The following is an 18,157-nucleotide window of genomic DNA, read 5'->3' on the forward strand; positions in this document are numbered from 1 at the left end:
AAGCAAATATAATCCGCCAAATTTTTAAAAAGGATAAAAATGAAAAAAGTGATCTTAGCCTCAGTCATTGCGGCAACTAGCCTAATGGCAGCAAGCGATAAGCAAATAGAGGAGTTCTACTCTCAAATGGTTGATAGCAGCGTAAAAGTAAAGGTAGCTGATCGTCACAAAGTGGCAGGCGACATCGAAGCTGTCGTGGTAAAACTAAGCAAAGATGGCAACTCACAAGATGAGATCGTTTTTACAAAAGGTGACTTCATCTTCCCAGATGTGATCGATCTAAAAGAGCAAAAATCATACCTCGCTGAAGTGAAAAAAGAGGTCATCGCAAAGGGAATTTCTAAAATTTATAAAGATGAGGACAAGGCAAACATCATCGTTCTTGGTAGCGATCCTAAAAAGCCAACTATCATAATGTTTTCAGACCCTGAGTGCCCATACTGCAGAGCTGAGCTAGCAAAGATCGAGACAACACTAAAAGATAGCAACGTTGAGATCGTCCTAACTCCAGTGCATGATATCTCATCACTTCAAAAAAGCTCACTAATCTACAAAGATGTAAAATCTGCTAAGAGCGACAGTGATAAGGTTAAAATTTTAAGAAAATACTACGCTGAAGACTACAATGTAGATGATAAGAGCGTTAGCAAAGATGATATCGCAAAGATCGATAATCTCCGCAAAAAATACTTTGCAGCTGGCGTTAGATCAGTGCCATTTATCGTAAATAAAAGCGATCTAAAATAACATTTTCTAGGGAGCTCTCCCTAGAATTTCTACTACAAATAAATTTCATAAATTTAAAGTATATTTAACTATATTTTTAATAAATACTTAACATTTGTAATTAAACTTTTATATTTACTTTGCTTAACTTAGAAATATGCTAAATTTACATAGTTATGTTTTAGAGCTATAAAATGCCCTAAAATAGGCTATTTGTGATATTTTAGAAATTCTAAATATGCAAATTTTACATATTAATGAACCAAATTTCTCAAAAATTTTTGAGGCATAAGGAGAAAAAATGCAAGGATCAAGAAGAGATTTTCTTAAAAAATCTCTAAAAGTCGGTGCTGCCAGCGGAGTACTCGCAGTCTCAGCCGTAGCAAAAGTGACTAGCGATGACTTGGCTCCTGATGACAATGGCGTTGTCGTAGGCAAGTCTAATAAAAAAGAGGTGCTTTATAAAAAAAGCAAGAACTGGGAAACCTACTATAAAATCGCATACTAAGGGAGAAAACCATGAGTGATGCACGTATAGGAAGACGTTCATTTTTAAAGCTAGCCGCACTAGGTGCAGGCACCACAATGGCTTTTGGAAAAAATGATACGATAAGACAGGCGAGCGCAGAGGAGATAAAAGATCCTTTCCCTGGCTCGAAAAAGGTTAGAACTATTTGTTCTATATGCTCAGCAGGCTGTGGTATCGAGGCTGAGGTACAAGACGGTGTTTGGGTTCGTCAAGATATGGCGATGTTTCACCCGATATCTCAAGGCTCACACTGCTCAAAAGGTATCGATCAGATCGACCTTACACACAGCAAACAACGCATCAAATATCCTATGAAAAAAGTTGATGGCAAATGGCAAAGAATTTCATGGGATCAAGCTGTAAATGAGATCGGCGATAAGATGCTTCAGATCCGCAAAGAAGATGGTCCTGATAGCGTTATATTCTTAGGATCTGCGAAATTTAACAACGAGCAAGCATATTACTTTAGAAAATTTGCTGCGTTTTGGGGCACAAACAGCAACGACCACGTAGCAAGAATTTGACATAGCGCAACAGTCGCCGGTGTGGCGAATACTTGGGGTTATGGCGCGATGACAAACCACTTTGGAGATATGGCTGCAAATTCAAAATGTATATTTATAATAGGTGCAAACCCAGCTGTGGCAAACCCAGTTGGCGGCATGAAGCACACTTTACAAGCAAAAGATAGAAACAACGCAAAGGTGATCGTAGCTGATCCAAACTTTACAAAATCAGCCGCTCACGCTGATCTATACCTAAGACAAAGATCAGGCACCGACATAGCGCTTGTTTATGGACTTATCCACATCATCTTAAAAAATGGCTGGGAAGATAAAGAATTTATAAAAAATAGAACTTACGGCATCGATGAGATAGCAAAAGAGGCTGAGCACTGGACACCAGAGGTCACATCTGACGTTACAGGCGTGCCAGTTGATAAGCTGATAGAGGCTGCAAATATCCTAGCTCACACAAAACCAGGCACTGTGGTCTGGGCACTTGGTATCACACAGCACTCAGTTGGTAGCTCAAATACGAGAATTTTACCTATCCTTCAACTAATCCTAGGCAACATGGGCAAACCAGGTGGCGGCTGTAACATCATTCGTGGTCACGACAACGTTCAAGGCTCAACCGATATGTGTAACCTCTCAGATAGCTTGCCGATGTATTACGGACTAACTGACGCGGCTTGGAAGTACTACTGCCAAGGCTGGGGTGTTGATTATGATGAGTTTATCAAACGCTTTGCAGTCTCAACTAAAGAGCCAAAACAAGGCGGCACACCAGTTAAAAACACTGTTTTTGAAGAGTATTACTACCACGATCCTAAAAATCCAGAGGATAGAAACTGGAGAAATGAAAAAGGCTGGTCACTTTCAAAATGGTGGCAAGGCGTCTTAAAAGAGGAAAATACATTTAGCAGTGGTGCATTAAGAGTTCTTTGGGTTCAAGGAACTGGTCTAACATCTATGGCACACCTAGCTAAAATTCAAGAAGCAGCTTCAAAACTAGATATGATCGTAGTTGCTGAGCCATTTGTAAATGAAATTTCTATCCTTTCAGATAGAAAAGATGGCGTTTATATCTTGCCAGTGGCAACTGCCTTTGAAAACGAAGGTCACCTAAACGCTACAAACCGCTCAGGTCAGTGGAGAACAAAAGTCGTTGATCCACTTTATGAGAGCAAGGGCGATCACGAAGTTATGTTTGCATTTGCTAAGAAATTTGGCTTTTTTGATGAGTACGTAAAAGGCATGAAGATGGCTGTCGTAGATAGAGAGCTAAAACAAGTAAAAGATGACTTTGTATGGCCAGATGATGCGACAAATGAGATAGCAAGGGTTGGAAATTCTATCGGTTATGGTGGCAGAACTGCTGAGATGTTTAGACGTCACCAAGCAAACTGGGATAAATTTGACCCAGATACGCTAATAGGTCTTGGCGGCGAAGTAAAAGGCGAGTACTACGGCAAGCCATGGCCAGCATGGGATGAAAAACACCCTGGCACGCCGATACTTTATGATATGAGCAAGCCTTATGCAGAGGGTGGCTCTGGCTTTAGAAACCGCTTTGGCTTAGAGCATAACGGAGTTAGTCAGCTAGCTAGCGAAGAGAGCACGCTTGTTGGCTCAGCTATAAAAGGTGGCTACCCACAAATCACAAAAGATAATATAGAAAAAGTCCTAGGCATCACTCTAACAGAAGAAGAGAAAGCTAAGATAGGACCTAGCTGGAGCATGGACTACAGCGGTATCATCTTAGAAAAATGCCGTGAAAAAGGCGTAGTGCCGTATGGTAACGCAAGGGCTAGAGCTATCGTTTGGGAATTTCTTGATCCTATCCCAAAACATAGAGAGCCTATCCACTCACCACGCTGGGATCTTGTCCAAAAGTATCCGACATTTGATGATCAAGCTAGAAATTTCCGTGTTTCTACTAAATTTAAGTCAGAGCAACAAGCAAAAGACTGGTCAAAAGAATTCCCTATCGTATTTAGCACGCAACGCGTCGTAAATTTAAGTGGTGCGGGAATGATAGAAAGAACAAGTAAATACCTCTCAGCTATCACGCCTGAGATGTTTGCTAACGTTCACCCTGAGCTTGCTTTAAAATACGGCATAAAAGATCGCGATATGATGTGGATACACAGCCCACAAGGCACGAAGATCAAAGTAAGGTGCTATCACAGCTATATGGTAACTCCAGATAGAATTTGTATGCCTTACAACTTTGCTGGCGTTATGCAAGGTGTCGATCTCTCAGCTCGCTACCCAGAGGGCACTAAGCCTTATGTTATCGGCGAGAGCTTTAACACAGTTACAAACTACGGATTTGACCCTGTTACTCAAATTTCAGAATTTAACGCAGGTCTTTGCCGCATAGAAAAAGCTGAAGAGAACGCCTTTAAAACGTCGTTTTATCACGAGTATGGCGAAAGAGACGCCCTAGGTAAAGAGTAAGGAGAGAAAAATGGCAAGAATGAAATTTTTTGTAGATACTAATAGATGTATCAGCTGCTTTGGATGTCAAGTCGCCTGCTCTTCTGCTCATGAGCTTCCAGTAGGAATTTATAGAAGAAAGGTTATCACGCTTCACGATGGTATCGAGGGCAAAGAGGTATCAACTACTATCGCGTGCCAGCACTGCACCGACGCACCTTGCGAGCAAGTTTGTCCGGTTGATTGCTTCTACATTAGAGCTGATGGCATCGTGCTTCACGATAAACACAAGTGCATAGGCTGTGGATACTGCTTATATGCTTGTCCATTTGGTGCGCCGCAGTTCCCTAAAGACGGGGCATTTGGCGTAAAAGGCGTAATGGATAAATGCACTATGTGTGCAGGCGGTCCAGAGCCAACTAACTCACACGAGGAGAGAGAGCTTTACGGTCAAAACAGAATGGCTGAGGGCAAAGTGCCTATGTGTGCGGCTATCTGTTCTACAAACGCGCTTTTAGTTGGCGACGCTGCTGAGGTTTCAAATGTATATCGCAAACGCGTTATGCTAAGAAATACAGGACTAAACGTATAACACGAAGGAGGGCGCTTGCTCTCCTTTTAAATTTATAAAATTTAAATTATTTTTATGATTTTTATAATCTAAAATTTTATCAATAATTTTCTTTACCTATTAAAATTATCAAAAATATATAACTTTTTTATCTCGATATGAAATTTTAATCTAACCCTCTAAAGCCCTAAATTTACGTAAATTTAATTATTTACTTGTAAAAAATATTATTTGTGCTTTCAATTTACATTCTTTTATGATAATCGTTTTTATTTTAATCAAAGTAAAGCCTTGGTAATATTTCGCTTTAAAATAATCTCACAGGTGGTTTAATTAATGAATAAATTTTTTAAATTTATGCTTATCATGCTACTTCCTATCTGGCTTGTGGCAAAAAATGACGACTACGCACAAGTAGCAGCTCAGATAAAAGAGTCATTACAAAAAGTAATAACAGAGTATAGAGCTGGCAATGTCGAGCAAGCAGTTAGCGATACTCAAAATGCTTATTTTGGTCTGTTTGAAGATGTCGAAGCTGGCATCAGAATAAATTTAGGTCAGAAAAAAGCTTACTCTATGGAGAAGCAGTTTGGCGAGATCAGAAAGGCGATAAAAGCTGGCGAAGCACCAGATGATGTGCAAAAAAGAATAGATCAGATAAATAGCGAAATCGCTGAAGTTTTGCCAGTTATTTTAAATGGACATAAGCTTGTTGGTGAGTACTCAGACACCCCAGCACAAGCTGCTACAAGTGGCTATGACACTTCTAAATTTATCCCTGAGTGGAAGGTGGCATTTGAAAATTTATCAGCAACTCTTGATAAAGCTATATCAAGCTACGAGGGCGATAAACAAGATGATGCTAAAAATTCTATCCAAGATGCTAAATTTAATGATTATAGAAACACTCAACTTGAAATCGCCGTTCGCCAATATATAGAAAATGGCAAAAGCATAGATGCTGACATCCAAAGAAAGATGGGTGAAGCGATCAGTGGCATCACAAATGGCATAAGCAAAGATGACTTTAAAGTAAAGCTAGAAGAGATCAAAAAGTTAGCTTATGATGCCGTTGCAAAACTTCCAGCTGAAACAGTAAAACTAGCAAAAGTTGATATGAGTAGTGCAGCATCTAGCGATAGCAGCGAAGATAGTGGCACAGACTACACTCAAACTGTTAAAAACATAAATGACAAAATTCAAGCAGCCATCGCGCTTTACAAAGGTGGCAATAGCGCTAAAGCTATGGGCGATATCCAAGATATCTACTTTGATGAGTTTGAAGGTAGCGGCATGGAGAACAAAGTAGGTGCGATAGATGTAAATTTAAAAACAGCTATTGAAGCTACATTTGGTAACCTTGTAGCCCTTATGAAATCAGGTGCAGACGAAAAAACACTTGAAGAGAGTGCAAGCAAGATGTCATCTCAGCTAGCAGCCGCACTTGAGAAAACTAGCGGTTCAAGCTCACCTTGGACACTATTTATCTGGGCACTAACTATCATCTTAAGAGAGGGTTTTGAAGCTCTTATCATCGTTGCAGCCGTCGTTGCATACCTTGTAAAAACTGGCAATGCAAAATCTATGGGCAAGGTCGTATATAGCTCAGTTGGCGTGGCTGTCATCTTAAGCTTTGTCATGGCTTGGATAATGAACGTCATCTTTGGCGAGGCAGCAGGTCAAAAAAGAGAGCTTATGGAAGGCATCACGATGCTTGTTGCAGTGGGACTTCTATTTTATGTTGGCTTCTGGCTTCTTTCAAATGCTGGCGCTAAAAAATGGAACGACTATATCAAATCTCACTTATCTGAGTCTATCTCAAGTGGCTCAAGCACGATGCTTTGGTGGACTGTATTTTTAGCGGTATTTAGAGAGGGCGCTGAGACAGTGCTATTTTATCAAGCGCTTATCTTTGACGCAAAAGACTCAGCTGGCTACTCAATGATCGCAGCTGGCTTTGTTGTAGGTCTTATCGTTCTTTTAATAGTCTATTTCTTATTTAAAATTTTCGCTATTAAAATTCCTATTAAGCCATTTTTTATATTTACATCAGCTATCATCTTTTACATGTCGATCGTCTTTGTTGGCAAGGGCGTTGGCGAGCTAGTTGAGGGCAAAATTTTCATCCCAACTATCATAAAAGGACTAAATTTTCCTGACTGGATGAGAGACTGGCTAGGACTTATGCCATATTACGAGAGCTTAGTACCTCAAATCATTATGGTGCTTGCCCTAATTATAGGCATCGTTATCATGAAATCAAAACAAAATAAAAACTAATCTTATTAAAAGGAGAGGAAATGAATAAAATTCTTAGTTCAGCTCTAGCACTTAGCCTAGCAGCTGGTTTTGCACTTGCTGGAGAGCACCCAATCGGCGAGCCTGTAGAGGCTAATGGCATGGAGATAGCTGCAGTTTATCTTGAGCCAATCGACATGGAGCCAAAAGGCGTTGATCTAGCTCCAAGCTTGGCTGATCTTCACTTAGAAGCTGACATCCACGCTATAAAAGGCAACAAAAACGGCTTTGGCGAAGGCGAGTGGATCCCATATCTAAAGATCAACTATGAGCTAAAAAACCTTGATAATGGTAAAACTAAAAAAGGTACATTTATGCCAATGGTTGCAAGCGATGGCCCACACTACGGCGCTAACGTAAAAATGGATACAGGTGTTGGTAACTATGAGCTTAAATTCCACATCGACAATCCAGAAAAACAAGGCTTTGGTCGCCACGCTGACAAAGAGACTGGTGTTGGTAAATGGTTTGAGCCTTTCACAACAACTTATAAATTTCAATGGACAGGTGGTCCTGTTAAATAATCACTTTGGGGCGTTTTCGCCCCTTTTTAAAAATTCTCATAGGGTTTAGTTATGTCAATTTACTTCTATCAGGTCTTTTTAGCCCTCCTTGGATTTACGCTTTTTGCTGCCTTAAATAACAATGGCAAAAGTTTAAAAACGATCTTTTTACCATCATTTCTTGGCGTTGTTGCCGGTGTGCTTATCTTTAAAGCTGCTCGTCATGCGCTTGTTGATGACCAGTTTAAAATTTTTATAGATTCAGTGACGCTGGTTTTTCTACTAATTAGCATTTTATGGATATTTTTCGAGCTTAAGATAGCAAAAATCGTAACATTTTTTATTTTAGGCATCGGCTTTGGCTTTGGTTATAGCTCAAGTAGCGCATTGTTCCCACTTTTTGGCGGCGAGCTGCTTGACACACTTTCAGTCATAAGCTTCTTTTTGATGATCTTTGCGATGATCTTGATGCTGTTTTTATTCTTCTTCATTTCAAATTTAAAAGCTAGCATCCCATCATCAGTAGCTAAAATTTTAGCTCTTATCACATTAGTATTTTTGCTAGTTGATAGAAGCTCACAAACTGCACTTGAGCTTTTACGTGCAGGTGCTTTAAAGATAAGTAGCGAGCTAAATTCTCAAATTTTATCAATCAGCGCAAAAGGCATCTACGTCACAGAATTTAGTGCCTATTTTTATATAGCAGTGATCCTTCTTTTATGCATCATCGCGCTTTGCTTTGTGCCAAAGAGTATCGATAAGAGCACGTTTGGCTCTATCAAATACCGCTTTACAAAAGCCATTAGAGAAAATGTCTTTGACAATGCAAAATTTGCATTTTGCAGCGTTTTAATAGCGCTTGGATTTTCACTTTATTTTGATCTTTACGCATCTCGCCCACCTCAAATTTCAGAGCCGGTCTTGGTTGAGCCAGTGGGAGATAAATTTATATTTGATGTTGATATGTTAAAAGATAATGAACTTCACAGATTTGCCTACATCACAGATGAGGGCAAGCAGATAAGATTTTTCTTGCTAAACCGTTTTAGTGACCGCCCATCTCCAGTCATCGTCTTTGACTCGTGCATGATCTGCGGCGACATGGGCTATATCAAGAAAGGAAACGACCTTATCTGCATCTCTTGTAACGTCAGAATTTTCTTGCCGTCAGTTGGTAAAGAGGGTGGTTGTAACCCGATCCCTATGGCATTTACCTTTGATGGTAAAAATATCATAGTTGATTACAAAACGATCGTCGCAGGGGCAAACTACTTTAGCAAGGTCGTCGAAAAGATGGTGCTTGACCCAGTTAGTCGCAAAAAGGTGAGCAATCTTGATTCAAGATCATATTTATACTACGGACGCACATATTTCTTTGAGAGCAACGAAACTCAGGCGAAATTTGAAGCAAATCCAGAAAAATATGTAGAAACAAATGGAACGTTAAAATGAAAAATATGCAACTAAGAATGATAAAAAGCTCGATCACGGGCTCAAAGGTGCAAAAGACGATGGCGTTTATCACCATCTTGCTAGCTGCTCTTTTGATAGCTTGCATGCTAAATATCACGCTAAAAATCGGCGATCAAGTGGCAAGCGAGCTTAGAGGATATGGCTCAAATATCGTCGTTTTACCACGCGGTGAGAGCCTAAGCATCGAGATCGAGGGTAAAAATTTCACCCCACTAAAATCACAAAATTTACTCCCAGAAGCTGATATCTACAAGATAAAAGAGATCTTTTGGAGAAATAATATCGTCGCTTTTGCTCCGTTTTTAGAGACAAAGGTAAAAGACGCTAAGGGCGATGAGTTTAGCTTTGAGGGGACATATTTTGATAAAAATATCGGATTAAAAGATGAGCCAGAATTTAGCACAGGCGTTAAGAGTTTGTATGGATTTTGGGGTGTTGAGGGCGCTTGGCCAAAAGATGAAAGCATGGATGAAATTTTAGTAGGAGATGAGCTTGCAAAGGCTAAAAATTTAAAAGTCGGCGACAAGCTTAGCCTTGTGGGCAAAAACGGCACAAAAGAGGTTAGCGTGGTTGGCATCTTAAAAGGAGCAAGCGATGAGGCACATAAGCTAATAGGCTCGCTCAAACTTGCTGGCGATCTCTCAGGGCATCCTGGCTCATACACAAAAGCTGAAGTCTCAGCCATGACGATCCCAGAAAATGACCTATCGCTAAAAGCAAGAAGAAATTTAGACAATCTTGATAGCGCAGAGTACGACAAATGGTACTGCTCAGCTTATGCGGGATCAATCGCATTTCAGATAGAAGAGAATTTACCAAACGTTAGCGCAAAGGCAAGCCTTCAAGTAAGTGACGCGGAGAGTAATATCGTAAAGAAAATTCAAAGCCTAATGGGTATCGTTAGTATCATCGCTCTTGTGGTCTCAGCCATCGGCATAACGTCGCTAATGACAAGTGAAATTTACCGCCGTAAAAAAGAGATCGGCCTTTTAAAAGCCATAGGCGCAAGTAACTTTGAAATTTACGCCCTTTTTGCTAGCGAGAGCCTTGTGGTTGCCTTTTTTGCAGGCATCACGGGAGCATTTTTAGGATACGCGCTAAGCTACGTGATGTCCTACATTATCTTCTCTCACGGCATAGGCATAGCATGGATCGTGCTGCCAATAAGCGTGGCATTTGCCTTGCTTATCTCAGTCGTTGGCTCGCTAATGCCAATGAGAAACGTCATAAATTTACTACCTGCGGAGGTGCTATATGACCGCAAATAGCAAATTCTTTTACAATCTAATCTACAAAAGCCTAAAAAATGGCTCATCAAGAGTTATGGTCATCGTGATCTCTATCTTGCTTGGAGCATGCGTGTGTGGCGCTTTTGTAAATGTCTATCTGGACATCGACTCAAAGGTCTCACGTGAGCTAAAAACTTATGGTGCAAATATGATCTTTGCTCCAAAAGATATGGCTACAAGTGATGATATGAGCGAAAAAACCTATAATGAAATGATCGCTAAAGTGCCAAAAGACAAGCTTCTTGGCGAGAGCGGTTATCTCTTTGCTCAGGCAAATATCGGTCCGACAAATGCCATCGTCATGGGGACAAAATTTAGCAATCTAAAAAAAGTTAAGCCGTTTTTAGATGTTAGAGATGGGACGATGATAAATGTCGATTTTGACGATAAAAACGTACTAATAGGCGTCGATCTTGCTCGTCAAGCTGGCTTTAAAGCAGGCGATGATATAGAAATTCGTGCCATTGGCTCAAATGAGAGCATAAATGTAAAAATAAAAGGCGTAGTGGCAAGTGGCGATAAAGAGGACGCTCTTTTGATCACGTCACTATCTTTGGCTCAGAAAATTTCAAACAAAGTTGGCAAGATAAACTATGCTGAAGCTGTTGTGCTTGGAAATTTTGACGAGATAACATCACTTGCAAAGACTATAAGCAACGATGAAATAGTCGCAAAACCAGTGGCAAAGGTCTCAAAGTCTGAGGGCTATATCTTAGAGAAGATCAAACTTCTAATGGCGCTTGTCAGCCTTGTCATCTTGCTCATTACTTCAATGTGCGTAAATACAACGCTTAGTGCCATCTTGCTCTCTCGATCACGTGAGATCGCACTTCTTAGAGCCATAGGTGCTAGCAAAAAAGACGTGCTAAGGCTATTTGGCTTTGAAACATTTGTGACAGCGCTCATCTCAGCGTTAGTTGGAGCGTTTTTAGGTTATCTACTAGCTCAAATTTTAGGTTATGCGATATTTGATTCTAGTATTGATTTTAGAATTCTAAGCATCCCAGTAGCTGTGGTCATATCACTTCTTTTTGCAGCGATCGCAGCATTTTACCCGATTAAGCGGGCACTTAATAACAAAATGGCAGATACACTAAGAGGAGAATGATATGCAAAATGCACTAGAACTTAAAAATATTTGTAAAATTTTTGGCGATGTAAAAGCACTTGATGATATAAGTTTTGAGGTTAAAAAGGGCGAGTGGGTCAGCGTCATGGGACCAAGCGGTAGTGGTAAGAGTACGCTTGTAAATATCCTTTCACTAATGGATACTCCAAGTAGCGGCGTTTATATGCTTGGCGGTGATGATGCGAGTAACCTAAATGCCGATGATACGCTTAAATTTAGACGTGAAAAGATCGGACTTGTCTTTCAGCAGTTTCATCTCGTGCCATATCTTAGCGCGCTTGAAAACGTGATGATAGCGCAGTATTATCACAGCTCAGTCGATGAAGAGGATGCTAAAAAGGCACTTGAGGCAGTTGGCCTCTCTCACAGGCTCACGCACAGACCAAGCCAACTAAGTGGTGGCGAGCAACAACGCCTTTGTATCGCGCGCTCGCTCATAAATGACCCTGAAATTTTAATAGCAGATGAGCCAACTGGTAACCTTGATGAGGCAAATGAGAGGATCATACTTGATCTATTTTGCAAGCTAAGAAAAGATGGCAAGACGATACTTCTAGTCACTCACAACCCAGATCTAGGCGAGTATGGCGATAAGATCGTCTATCTAAGACACGGCAAACTAGAGAAGATCCGCACTATCGAAAATCCAAAGGTGCCAAATGCGATATAAAATTTTACTTTTATGTCTAGTCTCAGCCCTAGTCTTGGGCTGCGTCAAGCAGTATGAGAAGCACCACATCACGCTAAATGACTCAAGTGGCATCGATACGCAGTTTTTCCCAACCGAAAAGCGCCTAAAGATCGGCGATAAGCCATATATGCTCTTTTTCTTTGGCACGGACTGCGGAGTGTGCAAGGCTGCGATCCCTGATCTAAACGCGCTTGAAAAAGAGTATGGCAAAGAGGTTCAATTTATTGGCATTTTAGGGCCTAGCAAGGGCTTTGATAAGGATATTGAAATCTTAAAAGAGCACAACATCACCTTTAAAACTACAAGCGACAAGGTCTCGGTGGATTACTTTAGCAAGGCAGTTGGTGGCGTTATGGGCGTGCCAGTTATCTATTTTTTTGATAAAGATGGTAAGATGCGATCAAAATTTATCGGTCTTACACCAAAAAGCGTGCTTGAAGGTGCTATAAGATCGCTCTTATAGGAGTGAAGATGAGAAATTTCTTTTTATTTGTTCTGGCGGTGTTTTTTGTCGGATGTGCTAGCAGCACGCCAAATATCTCTGTAAAAACGAGCGATCCGATATTTTTTACGCTTAGTGAAGCAAACAAAAGCGTCTATGTAAATTTTAAAAATAGTGCGACCGGACAAGATGTAAATGCTGAAATTATAAGCGAATTTGCAAAGGCTGGCTTTAGAAATGAGCCAAATATCAAAAATGCCGACTTCATCATCCTTGGCGACGTGCAAAGCTTTTCTAGGACAACCAAAAGAGATCCTAGATTTTCAATGGGCATGGGATATGGCTTTGGCAGGCCAAGTTTTGGCTTTGGCTACTCGATGTTTTTCCCGTTTGATTATGATGATTATGATGACGACTTTAGCACAAACAGCTATGCTTACTACATGCAAGTAAGTGTGCTAGTGCGCCCAAAAGATGGCGGTGAGAAAGCGACAAATATCTCGCTCATGCAAGCTGGCAATGTCTATTCGCCAAGCTACATCTGGCCATTTTTTAAAGAGCGTTTAGCAAAACAGATCGTTAGCTTTTTTTATAACGTCTCACAAAGGTAGAGAAATTTAGCGAAATTTAAAAGGAGTTAAGATGCTAGTTGATGGAAGCTACGAAATTTTATCTTGTGATGATGTGGAGCTTGGCATAAAAAGAAGTTCTACTTTGTCCTTTTATGCCTGTTATGACGATGTTAAAGAGACAAAAGCTCTTTTAGTTATCATTCCTGGTCTTGGAGCAGACTCTGACTCTGGATATAGAGCTAATCTCATGCGAACCATGGCAGAGAACTATGATGTGGCGTGTATCAGTGTGGATTATCACTGTATAGGCAACCGCCCACAGCTTGGGGCTCAATGTTTGTTAGATGATTTGGACCGTGCGATATTAATAGATGAGTTAGCCAAAATTGGTATAACATTACCAATAGACATAAAGGCGGTTGATAGTTATAAAAAAACATGTTTTTTATTTGAAAGTCTTAGTGAGGAGATTACTCTTAGAAAAAAGGCAAATATTTTGCCTGCAAGTTATAAGCTAAATTTGAGTTGTACAATGTATCCAACAAAAGATGAATACCAAAATTTTGGCATTATGCAAGCTACTGATATATTAAATGCTATTCTTTATACTAAGCATAATTTATGCGCTGGAAAATTTAGTCAAATTCCTGTTATTTTGGTAGGAAGTTCACATGGTGGCTATCTTGCAAATTTATCAGCTAAAATTGCTCCGTGGTTAGTAGATGCTGTGATAGATAATAGCTCCTATGCTATATTTTTATGGCGTCTTATTGGCTTTGGAAAAGAGATTGATTTTACTAAATTTTTTTGTTGTGCGACTGATGACTTTTATCAAGATATTTGCCTCTATCTTTTTGATAAAACCTATTGGACACTAGATAAGACTTCACTATATTATTTTAATGAATCTAGAGAAGAGATAAGAAATATCTTAAATCCGAAACATTTAAAGGTACAGAGTAAATTTAAAAAGACGTTTTATATTGGATATCATTGTGTGAATGATGATATAGCCCCCGCAAAGGATAAAACCGAGCTTTATGAGGCTCTTAAAAAGCTAAAATTTGACGCGACGCTTCATATGATAAAAGATGAGAGCGAGGTTGATGGTAAATTCATAAAGTCTCTAACTCACGGCATGGGGATGTCTTATAAACTGCTTTTGCAAAGAGAGCTTCCTGGCGTTATGAAGAAAATTTTGTCTAAAAAAGATAAAAAAGATGAGATCAATGAAAAATACATAGAGTATAAGTGTGGTGATTTGCTTTATAAATTTAGTGAAGTATCAGATCAGATAAGGCTTGAAGTTACAGATATTTAAATTTTAGAGCTATTTTATCTAAAGCTAGGCTTTTAAAGACCTAGCTTTAAATTTTCTAATTATCTATCATAAAATCATAAAATTCGTTGTTATATCCTACGTTTCCTACTTTGCTGTATTGTATAAGAGCTGCTTTTATGTTATCGATTTGCTGATACATAAAGCCAAGGGCAGCTCTGTTTTCAACAGCACTTGGATCATTTAGCTTTGTAAGCTCCAAAAGTGCGATAGCATTTGTTATTTTATTTGCTCCAGTGGCTGCTACACTTGCTAAAAAGAGCGTGCTAGCGTCATTTATCTTAAACTCGTCTATGACCTCATTATAAAGCTTATAGCTCTCATCAAAGTCGTTTGTAAAGATATCCACGTAGGCTAGAGTTTGGATCAAATTTATATTTTTTGGCGCGCTCTTTAGCTCGGCTCTTAGCTTATCGCGCTCCCTCATTAGCAGGCCTGAGATCTGAAGCAGTTTGATGTATTGCTTTTTGATGATATCAGCGCCGTGGTAGAAGGCATTTGAGTCGAGATTTTTATCGATGAAGTAAATTTGTATCGCTTTTGCATACTCTTTGACGTTTTGATCTTTGTTTTTAGAGATGAAATTTAAGATATTTGCGATGATGTCGTTTGGCAAGATTTTCATGAGCTCATCAGCCTTTTTTGACATTAGTTCATCGTTGTTTGAAATTTTAGCGATGATGATATCAAAGGCTAAATTTAACGTCGTAGGCTCTTTTGGCTCTTCAAGCCACCTTATCATCGCGCTTTGGTTGCCACTTATCAGGCTTAGAAGCGAAGCATATAAATTTACAGGCTTTAGGCTCTTGTCATTTTCTAAATTTTCACCGATCTCTTCAACTAGTTTTGGATTTAAATTTCTATTTATATCCATGCAGATAGCCCCAAAGATGCCAGAGAGGTGGTTATTTACGTCCTGATGATAGCTTGCTATAAAGTGCTTTGCTGCAAGGCTAAAATTCCCAAGCTGAGCGTAGCTAAGAGCTAGGTTATACTGCAAGATCGAGTGGTTTGGATAGGCTTTGGCTAGCTCTTCAAAGTCCTTGTTTGCCTCTTTTAAGCGGTAGTTAAGTGCCTTTGCGATGGCTTCACTAAGTTTGGCATTGACCTTTGAGGCAGCGGCACTTTGGCTAAGGTAGTCATTTGCCGCTGAGGTGTCATCTAAAAAGACGCTAACACCGCCTTTTCTTATCTGCTCGATGCTCTGTTTTGCGTCAAAGACCTTATATGGCGCAAAGTAAAATAGCGTCTCGTAGCGCCTTGTTCTATCAAAAAACATATCGTCGCTAAAGTGCGCCTGAGCTAGGCTGACGTCAAAAAGATCTGGCTTTAGGATGGTTTTTATCTTGTAAATTTTACTTGGCATCGAGGCGTTGTAGTCATAAACATCTTTGATAAATGCTGCCGCATCGCCATAATCAGCCGTTTTTAGATCGATTAACGCCTCAGTCATCTTGATAAGATCGATATTTGGCGTATTTTTAGAAGCCTTTGTTAGATAGTCCCTTGCCTTGTCGTATTTGCCAAGCCTTGCGTAGAGCTGTGCTAGCGTAAAGTCAGCCTTAAAGGCCTTTTGCCCTTCTAGCTTTGCTATGGCTCTCTCGTCATCTCCAAAAAGCGATAAAATTTTAGCACTCAAGTAGGCATACTCGCCCTTGTAGTCATCTGTGCTAGGGTGAGAGAGTGCTTGCAACGCCTCGTAGTAATTACCTTTGTAATAATTAACTAGTGCATAGTAGTAGCTGTAAAGTGGCGAGCTGTTTTCATACTGCAAAAAGGAGTCCGCAAGCCCTATGTAGTAGTTGAAATTTTTAGTGTTATTTAGCTCAAGCGAGCAAACAGCGGCGTTTATGGCGCTAACTGCGGTGTTTTCGCGGTCAGTTATTGCTTTGTTAAACGAGATGATAGCCTCGTCGCATTTTTCTTGTTTCATCTGCGAAACGCCGAGGTTGTAGTTTGAAAGTGACTGGTTATAAACAGCTATGTTTTCATAAATTTTTAACGCTTCAAATTTATTGCCACGCTCATAAAGCTGGTTGGCCTTGTTTATCATCTCATCGATTTTTGAAGCGCCAAAATTTTGCGTTTGGTAGTTGTTTTCTATATTTTTTACGATAGCTGTAGTGTCTATCTCCTCTTTTTTATCTTTTTTTAGCAAAACAATTAACAAAACAACTATCAAGATGACAAGCACCAAAGCAGCTGCACCGATGATGATAAAGAGCTTTTTCTTGCTCTTTTTTACTGGTATTGGCTCTGGGATGCTCTCATCTTGCAGCACGCCATCACTTGCTATGCTCTCAAGCGAGACGATCTCTTCAGGTGCCTCGGCTTTTGCCTCTTCAGGCGCTTGCTCTGCTTGCTCGCCAGGTGGTTTTAGAACTACAACCTCGTCATCAGCCACTACATATACCTTTTAAGAACTTCTGGAATTTCGATAGTGCCATCAGCCTTTTGGTAGTTTTCCATTATCGCTATTAGCGTCCTACCAACTGCCAGACTTGAGCCATTTAGGGTATTTACAAGCATATTTTTCTTGCCATCTTTAAAGCGAATTTTCGCTCTTCTTGCTTGAAAGTCACGAGTATTAGAGATAGAGCTTATCTCGCGGTATTTGCCTTGACCTGGTAGCCAAACCTCAAGATCTATCGTCTTTGCCGCGCTAAAGCCTAGATCGCCGCTGCAAAGAAGCATGTGGCGGTGAGGCAGCCCAAGGCTAGTTAGCAAGTCGCTAGCGCAAGATATCATCTCAGCAAGCACGCCCTCGCTTTGATCAGGCTTTGTAATGCTTACAAGCTCGACCTTTTCAAACTGGTGCTGGCGGATCATACCTCTAGTGTCACGTCCTGCTGAGCCTGCCTCTTGGCGGAAGCATGCTGAGTAGCAAGTCATCTTTATAGGTAGCTGCTCAGCTTCAATGATGGTGTCATTGTATAAATTTGTCACAGGCACTTCGCTAGTTGGGATGAGGTAGAGATCCTCGTCGCGCACTTTGTAAAGATCCTCTTCAAATTTAGGCAGCTGACCGGTGCCAAAAAGTGTGTTTGAGCTTACTAGATAAGGGACATTTACAAGCTCAAATCCGCGCGCGCTGTTAAAGTCGATCATGTAATTAACAAGCGCTCTACTAAGTCTTGCTCCCATGCCTCGAAGCACGGTAAAGCGCGATCCTGAGAGCTTTGCGCCCCTTTCAAAGTCAAGCCAGCCAAGGCTCTCACCTAGCTCCCAGTGCTCCTTTGGCGTAAAGTCAAATTTAGTTGGCTCAAGCACCGTTTTTATGCAGACATTATCGTCCTCGTCCTTACCAAATGGCACATCATCATCGGTGATATTTGGCACGTTAAATGAAATTTGCTCAAGCTTTTCTTCATATTGTTTAACGATCTCATCAGCGTCAGCAAGGGCAGCTTTGTTTAAATTTAGCTCACTCTTAAGCTCGCTCACGTCTTCACCAGCTCTTGCTTTTACGCCAAGCTCTTTGCTCTTTGCATTTTGGATCGCTTGGAAATTTTCAAGTGCTTTGCGCTTTTGCTTTAGCTCATTAAAAGTGTGTAAAAGCTCGTCTAGCAAGCTAGCTTTAACGTTTTTGCCCTCTAGTTTTTTTACGAATTCATCGTAGTTTGTCTCAAGTAGTTTTAAGTTTATCATTA

The 18,157-nt window shown here is 40.3% G+C and carries 15 protein-coding genes and 1 pseudogene; 14 read left to right on the forward strand and 2 right to left on the reverse strand.

The features are described from left to right. Positions 1 to 39 precede the first annotated feature (39 nt). From F3G76_RS04835 to F3G76_RS04900, 14 genes and pseudogenes are all read left to right on the forward strand, one after another. The gene (locus F3G76_RS04835; RefSeq protein WP_149706071.1) at positions 40 to 747 is read left to right on the forward strand and encodes a thioredoxin domain-containing protein; all 708 of its coding nucleotides are present in this window, start codon (positions 40 to 42) and stop codon (positions 745 to 747) included. A 280-nt stretch (positions 748 to 1,027) separates the two neighbouring features. Then, a complete protein-coding gene (locus F3G76_RS04840; RefSeq protein ID WP_004317725.1) occupies positions 1,028 to 1,234 on the forward strand; it encodes a twin-arginine translocation signal domain-containing protein in 207 nt (68 codons plus the stop codon). A 77-nt stretch (positions 1,235 to 1,311) separates the two neighbouring features. Then, a pseudogene (locus F3G76_RS11210) lies at positions 1,312 to 1,506 on the forward strand (hypothetical protein); the annotation flags it as partial. Between the two features lie 60 nt (positions 1,507 to 1,566). Continuing rightward, complete coding sequence (locus F3G76_RS04850) at positions 1,567 to 4,221, forward strand: formate dehydrogenase subunit alpha (RefSeq protein ID WP_223227434.1); 2,655 nt, start codon at positions 1,567 to 1,569, stop codon at positions 4,219 to 4,221. A 10-nt stretch (positions 4,222 to 4,231) separates the two neighbouring features. Next, a complete protein-coding gene (fdh3B, locus tag F3G76_RS04855; RefSeq protein WP_021084543.1) occupies positions 4,232 to 4,792 on the forward strand; it encodes a formate dehydrogenase FDH3 subunit beta in 561 nt (186 codons plus the stop codon). Positions 4,793 to 5,107: 315 nt separating this feature from the next. Further along, entirely contained in the window at positions 5,108 to 7,051 is a 1,944-nt protein-coding gene (locus F3G76_RS04860; protein WP_149706072.1) for an FTR1 family protein, read from the forward strand. Between the two features lie 20 nt (positions 7,052 to 7,071). Next, a complete protein-coding gene (locus F3G76_RS04865; protein WP_004317727.1) occupies positions 7,072 to 7,593 on the forward strand; it encodes an iron transporter in 522 nt (173 codons plus the stop codon). Positions 7,594 to 7,644: 51 nt separating this feature from the next. Beyond that, on the forward strand, positions 7,645 to 9,024 hold the full coding sequence (locus F3G76_RS04870; RefSeq protein ID WP_149706073.1) for a Fe-S-containing protein: 1,380 nt from the start codon (positions 7,645 to 7,647) through the stop codon (positions 9,022 to 9,024). Further along, positions 9,021 to 10,313 carry an ABC transporter permease gene (locus F3G76_RS04875; protein ID WP_021088298.1) on the forward strand — a complete coding sequence of 431 codons (1,293 nt, stop codon included), beginning with the start codon at positions 9,021 to 9,023 and terminating at the stop codon, positions 10,311 to 10,313. Before F3G76_RS04870 ends, F3G76_RS04875 begins: the two co-directional genes overlap by 4 nt. Further along, complete coding sequence (locus F3G76_RS04880; RefSeq protein ID WP_149706074.1) at positions 10,300 to 11,442, forward strand: ABC transporter permease; 1,143 nt, start codon at positions 10,300 to 10,302, stop codon at positions 11,440 to 11,442. The genes F3G76_RS04875 and F3G76_RS04880 overlap by 14 nt, the downstream gene beginning before the upstream one ends. 1 nt (position 11,443) lies before the next feature. Beyond that, the gene (locus F3G76_RS04885; protein ID WP_021089394.1) at positions 11,444 to 12,133 is read left to right on the forward strand and encodes an ABC transporter ATP-binding protein; all 690 of its coding nucleotides are present in this window, start codon (positions 11,444 to 11,446) and stop codon (positions 12,131 to 12,133) included. Next, the gene (locus tag F3G76_RS04890; protein WP_009294896.1) at positions 12,123 to 12,617 is read left to right on the forward strand and encodes a TlpA family protein disulfide reductase; all 495 of its coding nucleotides are present in this window, start codon (positions 12,123 to 12,125) and stop codon (positions 12,615 to 12,617) included. The genes F3G76_RS04885 and F3G76_RS04890 overlap by 11 nt, the downstream gene beginning before the upstream one ends. Before the next feature lie 8 nt (positions 12,618 to 12,625). Continuing rightward, positions 12,626 to 13,207: a hypothetical protein gene (locus tag F3G76_RS04895; RefSeq protein WP_149706075.1), complete on the forward strand. Its 582-nt coding sequence runs from the start codon at positions 12,626 to 12,628 to the stop codon at positions 13,205 to 13,207. A 31-nt stretch (positions 13,208 to 13,238) separates the two neighbouring features. Continuing rightward, positions 13,239 to 14,489, forward strand: coding sequence for a DUF2920 family protein (locus tag F3G76_RS04900; RefSeq protein ID WP_149706076.1), 1,251 nt, complete (start codon positions 13,239 to 13,241; stop codon positions 14,487 to 14,489). Positions 14,490 to 14,544: 55 nt separating this feature from the next. On the opposite strand, the gene F3G76_RS04905 is transcribed toward F3G76_RS04900, so the two are convergent. Beyond that, positions 14,545 to 16,911 (reverse strand): tetratricopeptide repeat protein, encoded by a 2,367-nt coding sequence (locus tag F3G76_RS04905; RefSeq protein ID WP_149706077.1) that lies wholly within the window; start codon positions 16,909 to 16,911, stop codon positions 14,545 to 14,547. Then, entirely contained in the window at positions 16,911 to 18,155 is a 1,245-nt protein-coding gene (gene serS / locus F3G76_RS04910; protein ID WP_149706078.1) for a serine--tRNA ligase, read from the reverse strand. Before serS ends, F3G76_RS04905 begins: the two co-directional genes overlap by 1 nt. Positions 18,156 to 18,157: the final 2 nt, after the last annotated feature.

The sequence above is a fragment of the Campylobacter concisus genome (assembly GCF_902460575.1).
Lineage (GTDB): Bacteria > Campylobacterota > Campylobacteria > Campylobacterales > Campylobacteraceae > Campylobacter_A > Campylobacter_A concisus_AW.